General features: G+C 63.7%; 13 protein-coding genes. 7 read left to right on the plus strand and 6 right to left on the minus strand.

Annotated features, from left to right (window positions below):
• Nucleotides 1-16 precede the first annotated feature (16 nt).
• Both PRZ03_RS01800 and pyrF read right to left on the minus strand, forming a co-directional pair.
• Nucleotides 17-3,301, minus strand: a complete 3,285-nt coding sequence (locus PRZ03_RS01800) for a PAS domain-containing hybrid sensor histidine kinase/response regulator (RefSeq protein WP_273598752.1) — start codon at nucleotides 3,299-3,301, stop codon at nucleotides 17-19.
• 157 nt (nucleotides 3,302-3,458) lie between these two features.
• Nucleotides 3,459-4,295, minus strand: coding sequence for an orotidine-5'-phosphate decarboxylase (gene pyrF, locus PRZ03_RS01805; RefSeq protein ID WP_273598753.1), 837 nt, complete (start codon nucleotides 4,293-4,295; stop codon nucleotides 3,459-3,461).
• 64 nt (nucleotides 4,296-4,359) lie between these two features.
• On the opposite strand from pyrF, the gene PRZ03_RS01810 reads away from it, so the two are divergent.
• Nucleotides 4,360-5,286, plus strand: coding sequence for a GNAT family N-acetyltransferase (locus PRZ03_RS01810; protein WP_273598754.1), 927 nt, complete (start codon nucleotides 4,360-4,362; stop codon nucleotides 5,284-5,286).
• 94 nt (nucleotides 5,287-5,380) lie between these two features.
• Entirely contained in the window at nucleotides 5,381-6,022 is a 642-nt protein-coding gene (locus PRZ03_RS01815; RefSeq protein ID WP_263535065.1) for a Crp/Fnr family transcriptional regulator, read from the plus strand.
• A 121-nt stretch (nucleotides 6,023-6,143) separates the two neighbouring features.
• Here PRZ03_RS01815 and purB read toward each other — a convergent pair whose 3' ends face one another.
• On the minus strand, nucleotides 6,144-7,520 hold the full coding sequence (gene purB / locus PRZ03_RS01820; protein WP_263534915.1) for an adenylosuccinate lyase: 1,377 nt from the start codon (nucleotides 7,518-7,520) through the stop codon (nucleotides 6,144-6,146).
• 97 nt (nucleotides 7,521-7,617) lie between these two features.
• Nucleotides 7,618-8,493 carry a serine hydrolase gene (locus PRZ03_RS01825; RefSeq protein WP_263534914.1) on the minus strand — a complete coding sequence of 292 codons (876 nt, stop codon included), beginning with the start codon at nucleotides 8,491-8,493 and terminating at the stop codon, nucleotides 7,618-7,620.
• 202 nt (nucleotides 8,494-8,695) lie between these two features.
• Here PRZ03_RS01825 and PRZ03_RS01830 point away from each other — a divergent pair, with 202 nt between their 5' ends.
• From PRZ03_RS01830 to metW, 5 genes are all read left to right on the plus strand, one after another.
• Entirely contained in the window at nucleotides 8,696-9,325 is a 630-nt protein-coding gene (locus tag PRZ03_RS01830; RefSeq protein WP_273598755.1) for a glutathione S-transferase C-terminal domain-containing protein, read from the plus strand.
• A gap of 15 nt (nucleotides 9,326-9,340) precedes the next feature.
• A complete protein-coding gene (locus PRZ03_RS01835; RefSeq protein WP_273598756.1) occupies nucleotides 9,341-9,970 on the plus strand; it encodes a glutathione S-transferase in 630 nt (209 codons plus the stop codon).
• A 35-nt stretch (nucleotides 9,971-10,005) separates the two neighbouring features.
• Nucleotides 10,006-11,862, plus strand: coding sequence for a signal peptide peptidase SppA (gene sppA, locus PRZ03_RS01840; protein WP_273598757.1), 1,857 nt, complete (start codon nucleotides 10,006-10,008; stop codon nucleotides 11,860-11,862).
• A 158-nt stretch (nucleotides 11,863-12,020) separates the two neighbouring features.
• Nucleotides 12,021-13,160, plus strand: a complete 1,140-nt coding sequence (gene metX, locus PRZ03_RS01845; protein WP_273598758.1) for a homoserine O-succinyltransferase MetX — start codon at nucleotides 12,021-12,023, stop codon at nucleotides 13,158-13,160.
• Complete coding sequence (metW, locus tag PRZ03_RS01850) at nucleotides 13,157-13,738, plus strand: methionine biosynthesis protein MetW (RefSeq protein WP_273598759.1); 582 nt, start codon at nucleotides 13,157-13,159, stop codon at nucleotides 13,736-13,738. Before metX ends, metW begins: the two co-directional genes overlap by 4 nt.
• Nucleotides 13,739-13,751: 13 nt before the next feature.
• Here the strand turns inward: metW and ppk2 are convergent, their stop codons facing one another.
• Both ppk2 and PRZ03_RS01860 read right to left on the minus strand, forming a co-directional pair.
• Nucleotides 13,752-14,930, minus strand: a complete 1,179-nt coding sequence (gene ppk2 / locus PRZ03_RS01855) for a polyphosphate kinase 2 (protein ID WP_273598760.1) — start codon at nucleotides 14,928-14,930, stop codon at nucleotides 13,752-13,754.
• 67 nt (nucleotides 14,931-14,997) lie between these two features.
• Nucleotides 14,998-15,960, minus strand: coding sequence for a M14 family metallopeptidase (locus PRZ03_RS01860; protein ID WP_273598761.1), 963 nt, complete (start codon nucleotides 15,958-15,960; stop codon nucleotides 14,998-15,000).
• Nucleotides 15,961-15,979 lie beyond the last annotated feature (19 nt).

Consider the following 15,979-nt stretch of genomic DNA (forward strand, 5'->3'; position numbering starts at 1 on the left):
TCGCCGGGCCGGGCCGTCAAGTGCGCGTGCGATCGTTGTCTCGGTGCCCGATCAGCCGCACCAAGGTCGCGCGCAGCTTGGGCGCGTCGATCGGCTTGGTGAGGAATTCGTTCATGCCGGCGGACAGCGCTTCGTCACGCTCCGACACCAGCGCCGCTGCGGTCAGGGCAATGATGGGCAGCTCTTCGCCGCTGAAGCGCCGGCGCACCTCGCGCGTGGCCTCGTGCCCACTCATCACCGGCATCTGCACGTCCATCAGCACCGCGTCAAAAGGCTTGCCCATGCTGGCGGCGGCCAGAATGGCCTCGACCGCTTGGGCGCCGTCGATCGCCTGCGCCACTTCCAGCCCCCATTGCTGCAGCTGCGCCACGGCAATCATCATATTGACCGGGTGGTCCTCCACCATTAGCACGCGCAGGCCTTGCAGGTCTTCGTTATCGCGGGCTTCGCGGGGCTGATTGCTGATCGGCGTCGGCGCCGCCGGCAGCGGCAGCTCGGCCCAAAAGGTCGAACCCTGACCCAGCTCGCTTTGCACGCCGACCTCGCCACCCATCAGCGTTGCCAGCTCGCGGCAAATCGACAGGCCCAAGCCGGTGCCACCATAGCGCCGCGTGGTTGACTCGTCGGCCTGCGTGAAGGGCTGGAACAGGCGCTCATGCATGGCCGGCGCGATGCCGGGGCCGGTATCGATCACCTCAATGCGCACACGCTCATGTCCCGAACTCAGGACCCGCACCGACACCGAGCCGGACTCGGTGAATTTCAAGGCATTTGACAAATAGTTGCTGAGGATCTGGCGAATGCGCACCTGGTCGCCGACCACCCAGGCCGGTACATCGGCGTCCACATCGATCTGAAAGCCCAGGCGGTGTGCCTGCGCCAGCGTGAAGTAGGCCATGCGCATGGTGGACAACATATCGCGCAAACCGAACGGCGCCGCTTCCAGCGTCAGCCGGCCTGCCTCGATCTTGGAGAGGTCGAGGATGTCGGAGATCAAACCTGACAGGCTCTCGGCGCTGTCCAGCATTTGGTCGAGGTAGCCGCGCCGGGTGGCCTCGCTCAGATCGGGCTGTTGCAGCATGCGCGCCAAGCCTAACAAGCCATTCAGCGGGGTGCGGATCTCATGGCTGGTATTGGCCAGGAAGGCGCTCTTGGCACGGCTGGCCGCCTGGGCTTCGTCCTTGGCCTGCGCCAAGGCGGCCTCGACCCGGCGCCGCTCGGTGATGTCTTCCAGAATCCAGATCGTGCCGCCGCGGCTGGGGTGGTGCGGGTCCACCGCCTTGGCCAGCAAGCGGCACAAGAACGTGCTGCCGTCGCGCCGGCGCATGGTTTGCTCGGTCTCGACTTGCTCGCCTGCCTCCAGCTTGGCGCCCAGTTCCTGGCCTATCGACTGGTAGCTCTCTTTGCTGGGCCAAACCACGCTGCCATGCTGACCGATCAGGCTGCCGCTGGGCCAGCCGAACATTTCCTCGACCAGGCGGTTGACCTGCACGAATTGCTGGTCCCGCGTCAGCGTGATGCCGATCGAGGCGTTCTCCAGGATCGCCTGGTGCACCAGGCGGCTGCGTTCGGATTCGCTCACATCGCGCGAATTGGTGACCAGGTATTGCTGGCCGTCCATTGCAAAGGGCGCGGCCGACAGCAAAACGGAAATCGGCTCGCCCGCCTTGTTCAGCAGCGTGACCGGGAACTCATCGCAGCGCCCGTTCAGACGAATCAGCTCCAGTACATGGTCGCGCTCGGCCAGGTTTTGCCAGACGCCTAACTCTTCGGCCGTGCGGCCCAAAACTTCTTCGCTGCTATAGCCGCTCAGGCGCTCAAAGGTCTTGTTGACCATGGCATAGCGACCCGAACTCATTTCGGTCAGCGTGATCACATCGGGGCTGGTGGCCACCAGATGCGAGAGCAGGCCCTCGGAGCGGCGCAAGGCTTCTTGAGCGCGTGACTGCTCGGTCTGGTCGATGAAAAAACTCAGTGTTGCCGCCCCGCTGGCGGCGTCAACCCGCACGCTGGTGGCCGACACCAGGCGGCGCCGCCTAGAAAGTGTGCGCAGGCGGAACTCCGCCATCGGCAGCATGCCGCCCACCGGCATGGCCTCGATCTTGGCCGCGCGCTGGCGGGCGCGTTCGTCGTCGCCCGGTTCGTAATGCGAGAACAGATCTTGGCCGATCATGCTGCTGCGCTGGGTGTAGCCGAACATCGCCATCGCGGCCGGGTTGGCGTCCAGCACACGGCCCCAGCGGTGCAGCACCAAGGGGCTGGGCGAGCGGCGGAACAGCTCGCGGTAGCGTGTCTCGGTGGCATGCACGGCGTTTTCGGCCTGCACTTCGTCGGTGACGTCGCGGCCGACGCCCCAATAGCCGCGGAAATTGCCCTGGCTGTCAAAGCGCGGCTCGCCGCTGATGGACACGTAGACAATGCCGCCGTCGAGCGCCCGGCGGCGCGCCACCATGCCGTGGAAAGGGCGGTGCGACTCCAGGTCGGCGCGGTGCGCGTCCATGTCTTCGTCGCTGACGCCCAGGTTCTCGATCTCCCAGGGCGTCTTGCCCAGGCGCGCTTGTAAGTCCAGCCCCGACTTGCCCGGCGTGTCTTCGGCCAGATGGGTGAAGCGGTAATCGCGGTTCATCTCCCAGTACCAATCGGCCGCCATGCTCAAGAGGCCGCGAAAGCGCGCATTGCGCTCGGCCGCTTCTCTGGTCGAGCGCTGCACCATGCGCAGCATGGCGTAGCCCAGAATCAGCCCGACGACTATCAACAAGCAATGGGTGGCGGTGCGTAGCGGCAGGCTGGTCAAGGCGGCGGCGCTGCTTTGCCAACCCTGCAGTTCGGCCCAGCCCAAGCCCAGTACGGCGGCCACGCTGAAGGCGGCCAGCGCCACGCCCACCCGCAGCCCCAGCATCGCGGTCGAGAAGGCAGCCAGCAGGCCCAGCACCGACAAACTCAGCGAGTACAGACCGGTATTGCGGGACACGGCGATCAGCACCGTCAGGCCCATCACCAAGCCCATGGTCGAGATGACGGCCAGCATGCCCAGGCGGCGCGGCAAGCGCCACAAGGCCAGCAGGCTCATCAGCGCAATGCCGGCGGATGCGGCAGGCGGCAGAAGGCCGTCAAACATCTCGTCGCTTTGGCGGCCCAGCAGCAGCACGAGCGCTGCTGCCAGCAGGATGGCCCCGGCCGCGCCGAGAAAGAGCCGCGCCGCATGCCAGCGCAGATTGCGCTCCATCAGCGCTTGCTGATCGGTCGGGCTCAACTCCTGGCTGACCAGGCTGCTCAAATCGTCTTGGGGTTCCTTGCTCACTGTGCCAACCGCTTCGCTCAAACTTGATTCAAGGCCGCAGTCTCTCCGACAAATTGGCACTTGACCATTGGGTTAGCACCTGAATCAGGGCCTAAATGATTGCCGGAGCGCATTCTGGGTATTTGTGCACGCCTTGCCGGTCTCTAGCGCGCAAGCCTCAGGGTTTGCTTGGCTTGCGGGCCAGGTTGAGCTGTGCGCGGGTTTGCATGGCGACCCGGCGTGCGGCGGCGGCAAAATCGTCGCCCGAGCTGGCATAGAGCACCGCGCGCGAGCTGCTGACGATGATGGGCGCTGTCGGCCCCCAGCCTGCCTGCACGGTCGCCTCGGCGTCGCCGCCCTGCGCGCCAACACCGGGAATCAGCAGCGGCAGCGTCGGCGCCAGCTCGCGCACCCGCGCGATTTCGGCGGGGAAGGTGGCGCCCACCACCAGGCCGAGCTGGCCATTCTTGTTCCAGTCGGTCTGGGCCAAACGGGCCAAATGCTCGTACAGCTTGGGTTGGCCGGGCACATCGGCCAGGCGCTGGTTTTGCCAGTCGCTGCCGCCGGGGTTGGAGGTGCGGCACAGCAAAATGGCGCCCTTGTCCGGATAGCGCAAATAAGGCTCGATGGTGTCAAAACCCATGAAGGGCGACAGCGTCACCGCGTCGGCCTGGTAGCGCTCAAACGCCTCCTTGGCGTATTGCTCGGCGGTCGAGCCAATATCGCCGCGCTTGGCGTCCAGGATCACGGGCACATGGGGCGCCACGCGCTTGATATGCGCCATCAGCTGCTCCAGCTGGCTCTCCGCGCGGTGGGCGGCGAAGTAGGCGATTTGCGGTTTGAAGGCAATGACCAAGTCCTTGGTCGCGTCCACGATCGCGGCGCAGAAGTCATAAATTCGGCCTGCGTCGCCCTTCCAGCTACCGGGGAACTTGGCCGGTTCCGGGTCCAGCCCCACACAGAGCAAAGAGTCGTTGAGGCTTTCGGCTTGGCGTAGTTGCTGGATGAAGTTCATGGTTGTTTTTTCTGCATCGTTTAAGGTGCCGTATTGTCCAGGGTTTTATGAAGAGGCGGCCTGCATGCTTGTGTTGACGACCGAAAGACTGCGCCTGCGCTGGTTCGCGCCCGGCGACGAGGCCTATGTGCTGGAGCAGCTGCAGCAGGACTCCTGGAAGCTCAATATCAATGATCCCGGCGTGCGCGACCTCGGCGCTGCCCGCTTCTGGATGGAAGAAAAGCTGATTCGCCCCTGCTGGGAAAAGGGTTTGGGGCTATGGGCAGTGGAGCGCGGCAGCGACGGTGTATTGATGGGCATGGCCGGCATCCTGCAGCGCGACTATCTGCCGGTGCCCGATATCGGCTATGCCTTGCTGCCGCGCTATTGGGGCCAAGGTTATGCCCGCGAGGCGGCGCGTGCTTGTCTGGATTACGCCCGCGAGGTCTTGGGCGAGCCCCAAGTGATGGCCACGACCGCGCCCTTCAACGAGGCCTCGGGTCGGCTGCTAGAGGATTTAGGCCTGCGCTATCTGGAAACCACACAGTTTGCCGGCGTTGAAGGCTTGAGCAAAGTCTATGCGACAGGCGAGCCGACGGCGGCCGCTGACGAGGAGGCGCGCATTGCGGGTCTGCTGCGGCGCTTCTTTGCCGTCTTTAACACCCGGCAAGGCCGCAACCCTTGTCTTGCGGCCTTGCCCTATATGTTCCTGCCTGAAGCAGTGATCAGTCGTGCCGACGACACCGGCCTGCACCGTATGAGCGTGCAGGACTTTGTCTTGCCGCGCGCCGAGCTGCTTCGCCCGGGCGGCCGTCTGCAGCAGTTTGATGAAGCGATCACTCAGCAGCGCATCGAACGCCATGGCCGCATCGCACAGGCATGGCTGCGTTACCGCAAGCAGGGCGTTCTTGACGGCGAGGCCTTCGAGGCCGAGGGAGTCAAGACCGTGCAAGTGCTCAATACCGGCCGCCGCTGGCAGATTGCGGCGCTGGCTTGGGAAGACTTGGCCTAAGGCTGACTTTGGCTTCAGTACACTGCGGCGGGCGGGGCGCAGGCGCGGTCTGTCTTGATTGCCCGCTATTGATAGGCGTCGCTTCGGAGTGAGTATGGACCAGGCCGAGAAATTGCAGGATGAAATGCTGGCCGCGATCGCCAGCCGTGGTGATGCGCGAAACTATCCGGCGCATGCCGTCTTGATCAACGAGGGCGATCAGTCGGATGCCTTCTTCATCTTGTTGGCCGGGCGGGTCAAGGTCTACGGCGCCGGCGATGACGGCCGCGAAGTGATTTACAACACGCTCGGTCCGGGCGAGTATTTTGGCGAACTGAGCCTGCTGGACGGTGCGCCGCGCTCGGCCTCGGTGGCCAGTTTGGAGCCGCTGCGTTGCGTGATGGTGCGCGGGGCGGATATGCGCAAGTTCTTGGCCCAGTACCCTGACTTTGCCTATCACCTGATCCAGCGTCTGGCTCTGCTGCTGCGCCGCTCGACCGACAACGTCAAGAGCTTGGCGCTGGACGATGTCTATCAGCGGGTGGCCCGCATGCTCAACGAGTTGGCCGGCGCCGAGCCCCCGGACGGCGGGCCAAGGCTGCTGTCACTGAAGCTGACCCAGCAAGACATCGCCGAGCGGGTCGGCTCCTCGCGAGAGATGATCAGTCGGATCTTCAAGCAGTTGCTGCAAGGGGGCTATGTCGAACAGCGGGATGGGCGCTTGGTCTTGCTGAAGAAGCTACCGGCGGGGTGGTGAGGGTGCTGCAAGTAGCTGGGCTTTGTTGCTCGCTTTCCTAGCTTGTGCGCTGCTGCCGACTTGGCAAACAGGCAATAAAAAAGCGCCCCGCAGGGCGCTCAGGTGGCATCGGTTTGCCGAGTTAGATGCGTTTCGCCAACTCTGCCGCCTTGCCCACATAGCTGCCCGGCGTCATCGCCAGCAGCCTGGCTTTCTCGGCCTCGGGGATTTCCAGCCCGTTGATGAACTCCCGCACGCCCTCGGCCGTGATGGCCTTGCCGCGGGTCAGTTCCTTCAAGCGCTCATAGGGATTGGGCAAGGCGAAGCGGCGCATCACGGTCTGGATCGGCTCGGCCAGCACTTCCCAAGCTCCGTCCAGATCTTCCGCTAGCTTGGCCTCGTTGACTTCCAGCTTGTCCAGGCCCTTGAGCAGCGACTCATAGCCCAAGACGGCGTAGCCGATCGCCACACCCATATTGCGCAGAACGGTGGAGTCGGTCAGGTCGCGTTGCATGCGGCTGATCGGCAGCTTCTGGCTCAGATGGGTAAGCAGCGCGTTGGCGAGCCCGAAATTGCCCTCGGCGTTTTCGAAGTCGATCGGGTTGACCTTGTGCGGCATGGTCGAAGAGCCGATCTCGCCGGCAATCGTGCGCTGCTTGAAGTAACCCAAGGACACATAACTCCAGACATCACGTGACCAGTCGATCAGGATGGTGTTCAGGCGCGTGACAGCATCGAACAGTTCGGCCATATAGTCGTGCGGCTCGATCTGGATGGTGTAAGGGTTGAAGGTCAGGCCCAGCTGCTGCTCGATCACGCGCTGGCTGAAGGCCTCCCAGTCGAACTCGGGCCAGGCCGACAGATGGGCGTTGTAATTGCCAACGGCGCCGTTCATCTTGGCCAGTAGCTTCACGTCGGCGATGCGGCTGCGCGCATTGCGCAGGCGCGCCACGACGTTGGCGACTTCCTTGCCGAGTGTTGTCGGGCTGGCGGTCTGGCCATGCGTGCGGGCAAGCATAGGCGTGGCAGCCATCGCGTGGGCCATGTCGGTGAGCTTGGCGGTGATGCGGTCGATGGTGGGCAAGAGCACATCGGCGCGGGCGGTCTTGAGCATCAGACCGTGGCTGGTGTTGTTGATGTCTTCGCTGGTGCAAGCAAAGTGCACGAACTCGCCGGCCGCCTTCAGCTCGGGGCTGTTCTCGAAGCGCGACTTGAGCCAGTACTCGACCGCCTTCACATCATGGTTGGTAGTCTTCTCGATGTCTTTGATGGCTTGCGCGTCGACTTCCGAGAAGCGCGAGACCAGGCCGCGCAGCAGGCCGCGGGCGGCGCCGGTCAGCGGCTTGAATTCGGCAAAGCCGGCGTCCGACAAGGCAATGAACCATTCCACTTCAACCTGCACCCGGCGGTGCATCAGGCCGAACTCGGACAGCAAGGGGCGCAGCGGCGCCACGCGTGCGGCGTAACGGCCATCCAGCGGCGAAAGGGCGCTGATCGAGGAAAAGGCGGATAGGTTCATGGCGTATGCGGTGCTGAGACCGGGTGAGACTGAGGGCAAACCCTGGGATTTTATCTCGTCGCCCATCAGACCCCAGGGACCGGCGCGGGCGGCCAGATCAGCCGCGCGCTTTTTCCAGCGAACGGCGGATCTTGCCGGCGTCTTGCAGGCGAGCCGCCGAGCCGTCGGCGTCCAGCAAGACGACGGTCACGTTCTTGCCGCCGCTCAGCATGCGCATGGTCAGGCAGCGCCCGGCTTCCTCGGTGTAGCCGGTCTTGGACAAGCGGATGTCCCAACCCTTTTTGCCGACCAGGCGATTGGTGTTGTGAAACTCGCGCTTGCGGCCACTGACGGGGATGGTGGCTTTCTTATCGCTGGTAATGTCGGCGATCGCGGGGTAACGAGCGGCTGCTGCGGCAATCTTGGCCACTTCGATGGCGGTCGAGGTGTTCTGCGGCGACAGACCGGTGGCTTCGCTGATCTGGGTATGAGTCAGGCCAAGTGCGCGGATCTTCGCGCTGACCGCCAGCTGAAAAGCGGCCAGGCCGCCGGGGAATGTGCGCGCCAAAGCCGCTGCGGCGCGGTTCTCCGAGGCCATCAAGGCCAAGGTCAAAGCATCCTGGCGGGTCAGCTGCGCGCCCACCGGCAAGAACGAGAGGCTGTGCTTGAGGGTGTCCCGGTCGGCGCTGTCTATGCGTATGACTTCCTGCATATTTGACTTGGCATCCAGTACCACCATCGCGGTCATCAGCTTGGTCAAGGAGGCGATCGGCACCACGCTGTCGGCCTGCTTTTCCTTCAAGACCTTGCCCGAGCCCTCGTCCAGCACCAGCACATGCTTGGCGTTGATGGGTACATCGCTGAGGCTGGGGACATGCTCGGCTGCCTGCTTGCTGGGCGCCTTGGCCTGGGCCGGCAACACGCAAGCACTCAAGAGCAGTGCAAAAGCTAACTTTAAAGGCTGGCGGGCAAGCGGCGTCGGGGACTTGGTCATCTATGAGTAGCAAGGCTGAGCAGGGGAACAGTGCTGATTCTAATGAGCGCAGCGCTCAGCTATTGGCGAGCGCCGGCCTTTGATGGCCCGATTGGCATGGAGACGGAGCTTCCCCTGCACCAGAAAGCCTCACTTGTACAGTCTGGCGCGCAACATTGGCGTGGCTAGAATGAAGTAAAACAGAATCAGGTCACAAAGCAAAATGAAACTCATCGGATCCCTTACCAGCCCCTTCGTTCGCAAGGTGCGTATCGTGATGGCCGAAAAGAAGCTCGACTACCAGCTGGTGCTGGAGGATGTCTGGAGCAGTGATGCGATTCTGAAGATGAATCCGCTGGGCAAGGTGCCCTGCCTGGTGATGGACGGGCAGGATTCGATCACCGGCGCGGTGTTTGACTCGCGCGTGATCGTGGAATATGTGGACACGCTGTCGCCTGTCGGCAAGCTGATCCCCGAGCGCGGCCGCGAGCGCACCGAAGTCAAGACCTGGGAGGCACTGGCCGATGGCGTGATGGACGCAGCCGTCTTGGCCCTGCTGGAAAACAAGTTTGCCGGCCGCCCGCCCGAGCAGCGCTGCGAAGCCTGGGTGCAGCGTCAGCTCGACAAGGTTGCGGCCGCCTGTACGGCCATGAACCAGGGCCTGGGCGACAAAGCCTGGTGCTGGGGCAATCACTTTTCGCTCGCCGATATCGCGGTCGGCTGCGCCTTGGGCTATCTGGACTTCCGCTTCCCGGCCATTGCCTGGCGTGACGCGAATCCGAACCTGGCCCGCCATTTCGAGAAGCTCAGCGCTCGCCAGAGCTTTATCGACACCGCGCCGCCGGCGCCCTGACACCCGAGCGCAGCCTTGCTGCCGCTGCTGTATTCCTTTCGCCGCTGTCCTTACGCGATGCGGGCGCGGCTGGCTCTGCATTACGCCGGCGTTCAGCTGAAGATTCACGAGGTGCAGCTTCGCGCCAAACCGCCCGAACTCTTGCGCCTGTCGCCCAAGGGCACCGTGCCGGTCTTGCTGCTGCCCAGCGGTGAGGTCCTGGAGCAAAGCGCCGACATCATGTTGTGGGCCTTGGCGCAGGCCGACCCCCAGGGTTGGCGCCGGCCAGAACTGGACGCCGAGTCGCTGCCTTGGCTGGCGCTCAACGATGGCCCGTTCAAGCAGTTGCTGGACCGCTACAAATACCCTGATCGCCACCCACAGCAGACTCAGCCGGCCTGGCGCGCCGAGGCCGAAGCCTTGATGCTGGCGCCGCTGGAACAGCGCTTGGCGCGGCAAGCTTATTTGCTGGGGGCGAGTCCGAGCTGGCTGGATTTGGCTTTGCTGCCCTTCATACGGCAGTTTGCCGGAGTTGACGCGGTCTGGTTCGAGGCTGCGCCCTACCCGGCACTGCGGGGCTGGTTGCAGGCCTGGGTGGCGAGCGATTTGTTCGTCGCCATCATGGCCAAGCCGGCCCTTGCTGCACAATCGCCCGGCACAAACTGATCAATCAATGAGGAGCCCACGCAAGTGGCAAAAATATGGGCGTGAAAAGCGTGTTCTTTGGCCTGTGGTGGGTGATTCGCAAGTTTTGGGCGGCGCTGGATGCGAGCCGGCGTTTCTTGCTGAACCTGCTGATGTTGGCGCTGTTGGTTGCGCTGGTCAGCGGCCTGATGTCGCGCGGCCCTGCGCCGCTCAAAGACAAGACAACCCTGGTGCTGGATCTGCGCGGCAGCTTGGTGGAGCAGTTCTCTGGCTCGCCGCGTGAGCAGGTGATGGCGCAGCTCAAGGGCAATGCGCAGCGCCAGACGCGGCTGCGCGATGTGCTGGCGACGCTGGAGACCGCCGGCAAGGACCCCCATATCAGCCAGGTCTTGCTGCAGCTGGACGAGTTTGACGGCGCCGGTATGGCGGGGCTGCACGAGGTGTCGGCAGCACTGAATCGCTTCAAGGCCGGCGGCAAGAAGATCATTGCCTATGGCGACCACTTTGATCAGCGCGGCTACTTTTTGGCCGCGCAGGCCAATGAGATTTACTTGAACCCGCTGGGGTCGGTGAGGATTGAGGGTTTCGGGCGTTATCGCAATTACTACAAAGACGCGCTGGACCGCTTGGGCGTGTCGGCCAATGTGCTGCGCGTGGGCACCTTCAAGAGTTTTGCCGAGCCCTACTTTGCCAACGCGCCGTCGCCGGCGTCACTGGAAGCAGAGAGTTATTTGCTGGGTGAGTTGTGGACGGGCTACACGGCCGCGATTGAGTCGGCGCGCAAGCTGCCCAAGGGCGCAGTGGCGGCTGGCATCGAGAAGCTGCCGGAAGCGCTGGCCGCCGTCGGCGGCGACGCGGCCAAGCTGGCGCTGCAGTCCAAGCTGATCGACGGCATCAAGACTCGCGACGAGGTGCGTGAGTTGCTGATCGCGCACGGCGCCAAGGACGACAAGGGCAATAGCTATCGGCGCGTCAGCTTTGCCGAGTACCAGGTGCATGTGAAGCCGGTCTTGGAACATGGCCCGGCGGTCGGCATCGTGGTGGCCGAGGGTGAAATCAGCGACGGCTCGGCCGGGCCGGGCCGCATCGGCGGCGATTCGACCGCCAGGCTGATTCGCCAAGCGCGCGAGGATGAGAACATCAAGTCGCTGGTGCTGCGCGTCAATTCGCCCGGCGGCAGCGCTTTTGCGTCGGAAGTGATTCGGCGTGAGTTGGAGCTGACGCGCAAGGCCGGCAAGCCCGTCGTGGTGTCCATGGGCGATGTGGCGGCTTCGGGCGGTTATTGGATTTCGATGGCATCGGACGAGGTGATTGCCGAGGCCGGCACCATCACCGGCTCGATCGGCGTGTTCGGCATGCTGCCGACCGGCGACAAGCTGCTGGAGAAGTTGTCCATCCACACCGGCGGCCACACCACCACTTGGCTGGCCGGCGGCTACGACCCGCGCCGCCCGCTCGACCCGCGCTTGGCTTCGGTGGTGCAGTCCGGCATCAACCACATCTATGCCGAGTTCACCGGCAAAGCAGCGGCCGCGCGCAAGAAGACGGTGGCCGAGCTGGACGCCGTCGCTCAGGGGCGCGTCTGGACCGGCGCGCAAGCCTTGGAGCGCGGCTTGGTTGATCGCCTGGGCAGCCTGGACGATGCGATTAAATCGGCCGCGGCCAAGGCCAAGCTGGGCACCGATGCGCGGGTCAGCTATGTCGAAGGCGAGATGGGCCGCTGGGAGCGTTTGCTGAGCAGCTTGGAGGATGTGTTGGCGCCGTCGATTGCGGCAGCGATTCGCGCCGAGTTGGGTTTGAGCTTGCCCGCCGCCTTGCAGGAGGCGAGTGCAGAGTTGGCCTTTGTCGCCGAAGTCAGCAACAGCCGCAAGCCCTTTGGGGCGGTCGTGCATTGCTTGTGCACGGCACCTTGAGCCTGGAGGGGCGGCGCGCTGCCCTTCTATAATGCCTCATAGCGCCGATTTGTACCGAATTGCGGGCGCTCAATAAATTCCGCTAAAAGGGACTCCGCAAGCCGGCGTCCGCTTACCTTTAGCGGTGCCGGTTTTGTTTTTTAGGAGGCTTTTCACTGATGCCACATAGCGGTCAACTGGGCGACGTCAGCCCTCAGCGCATGGCTTTTGCGCAGCCGCTGCGCCTGCGCAGCGGGCTTGAGTTGCGCGACTACGAGATGGTCTACGAGACCTATGGCGAGCTGAACGCCGCGCGCAGCAATGCGGTGCTGGTTTGCCACGCGCTGAACGCCAGCCACCATGTCGCCGGCACCTACGCGGGCCAGGACAAAAGCGAAGGCTGGTGGGACAACCTGATCGGCCCCGGCAAACCGCTGGATACGAGCAAGTTCTTCGTCATCGGCATCAACAACCTCGGCTCCTGCTTTGGCTCGACCGGGCCGCGCGACATCAATCCGGCGACAAACAAGGTTTACGGCGCCGATTTCCCCGTCGTCACCGTGCAAGACTGGGTTGATGCTCAGGCCCGTGTGCTTGACGAGTTAGGCATTACGCAGTTGGCGGCGGTCTTGGGCGGCTCCTTGGGCGGCATGCAGGCGCTGGACTGGGCGCTGCGCTACCCCGAGCGCCTGCGCCACTGCATCGCGATAGCGACCGCACCGGCGCTGTCGGCGCAGAACATCGCCTTCAACGAAGTGGCGCGCCGCGCCATCATCACCGACCCCGACTTCCACGGCGGCCATTACGCCGAGCATGGCGCCATCCCTAAGCGCGGCCTGCGTGTGGCGCGGATGATTGGCCACATCACCTATTTGTCGGACGACGCGATGGAGCAGAAGTTCGGGCGCGAAATGCGCGCCGCCGAGCTGGGCTACACGACTCAGGATATCGAGTTCCAGATCGAGAGCTATCTGCGCCATCAGGGCGACAAGTTCAGCGATTACTTTGACGCCAATACCTATCTCTTAATCACGCGGGCGCTCGATTATTTCGATCCGGCGCGCGAGTTCGGCGGCGACCTGAGCCGCGCTTTTGCCAGCGCGCGCTGCAAGTTTTTGCTCGCAAGCTTCACGACCGATTGGCGCTTTTCGCCGGCCCGCTCGCGCGAGATCGTCAAGGCCTTGCTGGACAACAAGCTTGATGTGTCTTACGCGGAGATCGACGCGCCGCATGGGCACGACGCCTTCTTGTTGGAGGACCCGCGCTATCACGGCGTCTTGCGCGCCTATTTCACTCGCATTGCAGGAGAGGCAGCATGAGCGCCGGCGTCATCGAACAAATCGCGGCCTTGGTGCCGGTCGGCTCGCGCGTCCTGGACCTGGGCTGCGGTACCGGCGAGTTGCTTGCCTATTTGCAAAAGCATAGAGGCTGCACCGGCTACGGTGTCGAGCTGGATGATGCCAATTTGCTGGCCTGCGCTCAGCGCGGTGTCAATGTGATCCAGCTCAATCTGGAAGACGGGCTGACCATCTTCGAGGACCAGAGCTTCGATGTGGTCTTGCAGTTGGAGACCTTGCAGCATCTGCGCAATACCGAGGCGATGCTGCGCGAAACCGCGCGCGTCGGCCGTATCGGCATCGTCAGCTTCCCCAATTTCGCCCATTGGCCGAACCGGTTGCAAGTGGCCTTGGGGCGCATGCCGGTGACGCGGGTGCTGCCTTACGAGTGGTACAACACGCCCAATATCCGGGTCGGCACTTTTGCCGACTTCGAGGTGCTGGCGCGCAAGAACCGCCTGCGCATACTGGACAGCTTCGGCATCCAGGACGGCCAGGCGGTGCGCAGCTTCCCGAACCTGCTGGCCAGCATGGCCGTGTTCAAGTTCGATCGGGGCTGAGGCCAAAAAGGCATCAAGCGCCCGCCGTGCCCTTCGCTTCACCCCGCTCATAAACCGAGTTAGCCCGGCCGACCAGCAAGGGATCGAGCTGACCGAGTTTGGCCAGATCCTTGTTGGTATAGGGCAGCTGGTGCAGCACATGGCGCATCGCGTTCAGGCGCGCGCGTTTTTTGCAGTCTGACTTGACGACGGTCCAGGGTGACTCGGCAATGTCGGTGTGGAAGAACATCGCTTCTTTGGCCTTGGTGTAACTGTCCCATTTGTCCAGCGAGGCCAGATCGATCGGTGACAGCTTCCATTGCTTGAGCGGGTGCGCTTCGCGCTCCTTGAAGCGGCGGCGCTGCTCGGCTCGGCTGACCGAGAACCAGAGCTTGACCAGGTGCACGCCGCTGCGCACCAAGTTGCGTTCGAACTCTGGGGCTTGGCGCATGAACTCGACGTACTCGTCATTGCTGCAAAAGCCCATCACCCGCTCGACGCCGGCGCGGTTGTACCAGCTGCGATCAAACAGCACGATCTCGCCGGCGGTCGGCAGATGCTGCACATAGCGCTGGAAGTACCATTGGCCGCGCTCGACCTCGCTGGGTTTTTCCAGCGCCACCACACGCGCACCGCGCGGATTCAAGTGCTCCATATAGCGCTTGATGGTGCCGCCCTTGCCGGCGGCGTCGCGGCCCTCGAACAAGATGATGACCTTCTGCCCGGTGGCCTTGACCCAGGCCTGCAGCTTCAGCAACTCGACCTGCAGTTGGTATTTTTGCTGCTCATAGGTCTTGCGCGACATCAGGTTCTTATACGGGTAGCCGCCGCGCCGCCAATCGGCCGACAGCTCCTCGTCTGGATGTGTGCCGTTCAAGGGCGTGGCGTGCAGCTCCTGCAGCAGCGCTTCGCGCAGCGCGGTCGCATCGTCGGCCGAGGCCCCGGCCACCATGGCTTTCACCGACGAGGCCAAGGCATCCGGCCCGCCCTTGGCAACGATGTCTTTCAAGGCGGCCAACTGGCGCTCGCGCGCCGCGCCCAAGGCCTCTTTGACAACTTGGCGGGCGATGCGTTTGTCATTGCTTGAGCCGGCGGTGTCGCCGCTGCGGGCACGGCGCGGCCTCTCAAGCGGTGCCGGTGCAGCCTTGGCTTTGGCGGCGCGCGGAGTGGCGGACTTTTTGGCAGGGCTGGGCTTGGCTGGACTTGGGCTCATGGTCTTGAATGGGCTGTCATGAAGATGTCACGTTCGCACTTCTTGATCCCTTCGTTCTTGATCCAGCTCAAGTTGGGTCAAAACGCCCCAGTCGCACCATCGTATTTCCCGGTTTGCCATGTTTGAGGCTCGGCATCACCAGCACGGTGTTGTCATAACTTGTTGTGAAAACGGTGTCGCCGTCCTGCGCAAATGCCGTGCCGGCCCGGGCGATCACATCGAGCCCACGCACCGGCTGCAGGAAATGGAAGTCGGCGCTCAAGGCCGTCACGGCCTGGTCGACCCGGATCAGCTGCTGCTTGGGCGGCAGCGGAAGGCGCAGCCGGGCGTCGGCCCAGCTCGTGTCCACCATGCCGCTCAGTTTGAGGAAGCGCACTAGGCTGTCGATGGCGACGTCGGCCGAGCTTTGTTCCCAATGTTGGCCGCATTCGATCAGCAAAGCGTTCTTGGGGCTGGCGGGGTCACCGAAGCCACCGCGGTCACGCATGCGCAGGCCCGAGGGGTGGCCGGTATCGATCAACAGGTCGCCCGGCATGCCCAGTTCGCGCGCCAGGGTGGCGCCCTTGTCCAGCAGGCCGCACACCATCAAGGGGCGGCAAGCGTCTTGCATTGAATGGATATCGAACAGCAGATCGGCGCGGTCCACAAAGGGCTGCAGCTGGCGAGCGCGGCGCAGCTCCAGGGAGTCACCGGGGCCGAACAAAACGCTGTCATGCCAGACGCGGTTGAGGTCTTCGTCCACGCAGCGCGAGGCGTTCGGGTCGGCGGGGCTGAAGCGGGCATAGGCCTCGACATTGGCAAAGCAGATGATCAGCTCGCCGTGCAGCGGCATCAAGCTGCGCCCCAGCCCCTGCTGGAACAGCCAGTCCAAGGCGATCGCGCCGCACAACTCATTGCCATGCGTCAGCGCCTGCACCATCACGACCGGCCCGGGGCGGCCGGACGCAAAGACATGAACATAGTCGACCCCGCTGGTGCTGGCGCGGTAAGGCCTGATATCGGGCGGGAGCAGTTCAATGCGGGTGTTCATGCGGGTTCCTTCTGCTTGA

Source organism: Roseateles albus (genome assembly GCF_028595345.1).
Taxonomy (GTDB): Bacteria; Pseudomonadota; Gammaproteobacteria; order Burkholderiales; family Burkholderiaceae_C; genus Paucibacter_A; species Paucibacter_A albus.

What these genes read in the sequence shown, in the direction of transcription:
- pyrF (WP_273598753.1), bottom strand. Translation starts at nt 4,295, where the DNA reads ATGAACTTCATCCAGCAACTACGCCAAGCCGAAAGCCTCAACGACTCT.
- PRZ03_RS01810 (WP_273598754.1), top strand. Translation starts at nt 4,360, where the DNA reads ATGCTTGTGTTGACGACCGAAAGACTGCGCCTGCGCTGGTTCGCGCCC.
- PRZ03_RS01815 (WP_263535065.1), top strand. Translation starts at nt 5,381, where the DNA reads ATGGACCAGGCCGAGAAATTGCAGGATGAAATGCTGGCCGCGATCGCC.
- purB (WP_263534915.1), bottom strand. Translation starts at nt 7,520, where the DNA reads ATGAACCTATCCGCCTTTTCCTCGATCAGCGCCCTTTCGCCGCTGGAT.
- PRZ03_RS01825 (WP_263534914.1), bottom strand. Translation starts at nt 8,493, where the DNA reads ATGACCAAGTCCCCGACGCCGCTTGCCCGCCAGCCTTTAAAGTTAGCT.
- PRZ03_RS01830 (WP_273598755.1), top strand. Translation starts at nt 8,696, where the DNA reads ATGAAACTCATCGGATCCCTTACCAGCCCCTTCGTTCGCAAGGTGCGT.
- sppA (WP_273598757.1), top strand. Translation starts at nt 10,006, where the DNA reads ATGGGCGTGAAAAGCGTGTTCTTTGGCCTGTGGTGGGTGATTCGCAAG.
- metX (WP_273598758.1), top strand. Translation starts at nt 12,021, where the DNA reads ATGCCACATAGCGGTCAACTGGGCGACGTCAGCCCTCAGCGCATGGCT.
- metW (WP_273598759.1), top strand. Translation starts at nt 13,157, where the DNA reads ATGAGCGCCGGCGTCATCGAACAAATCGCGGCCTTGGTGCCGGTCGGC.
- ppk2 (WP_273598760.1), bottom strand. Translation starts at nt 14,930, where the DNA reads ATGAGCCCAAGTCCAGCCAAGCCCAGCCCTGCCAAAAAGTCCGCCACT.
- PRZ03_RS01860 (WP_273598761.1), bottom strand. Translation starts at nt 15,960, where the DNA reads ATGAACACCCGCATTGAACTGCTCCCGCCCGATATCAGGCCTTACCGC.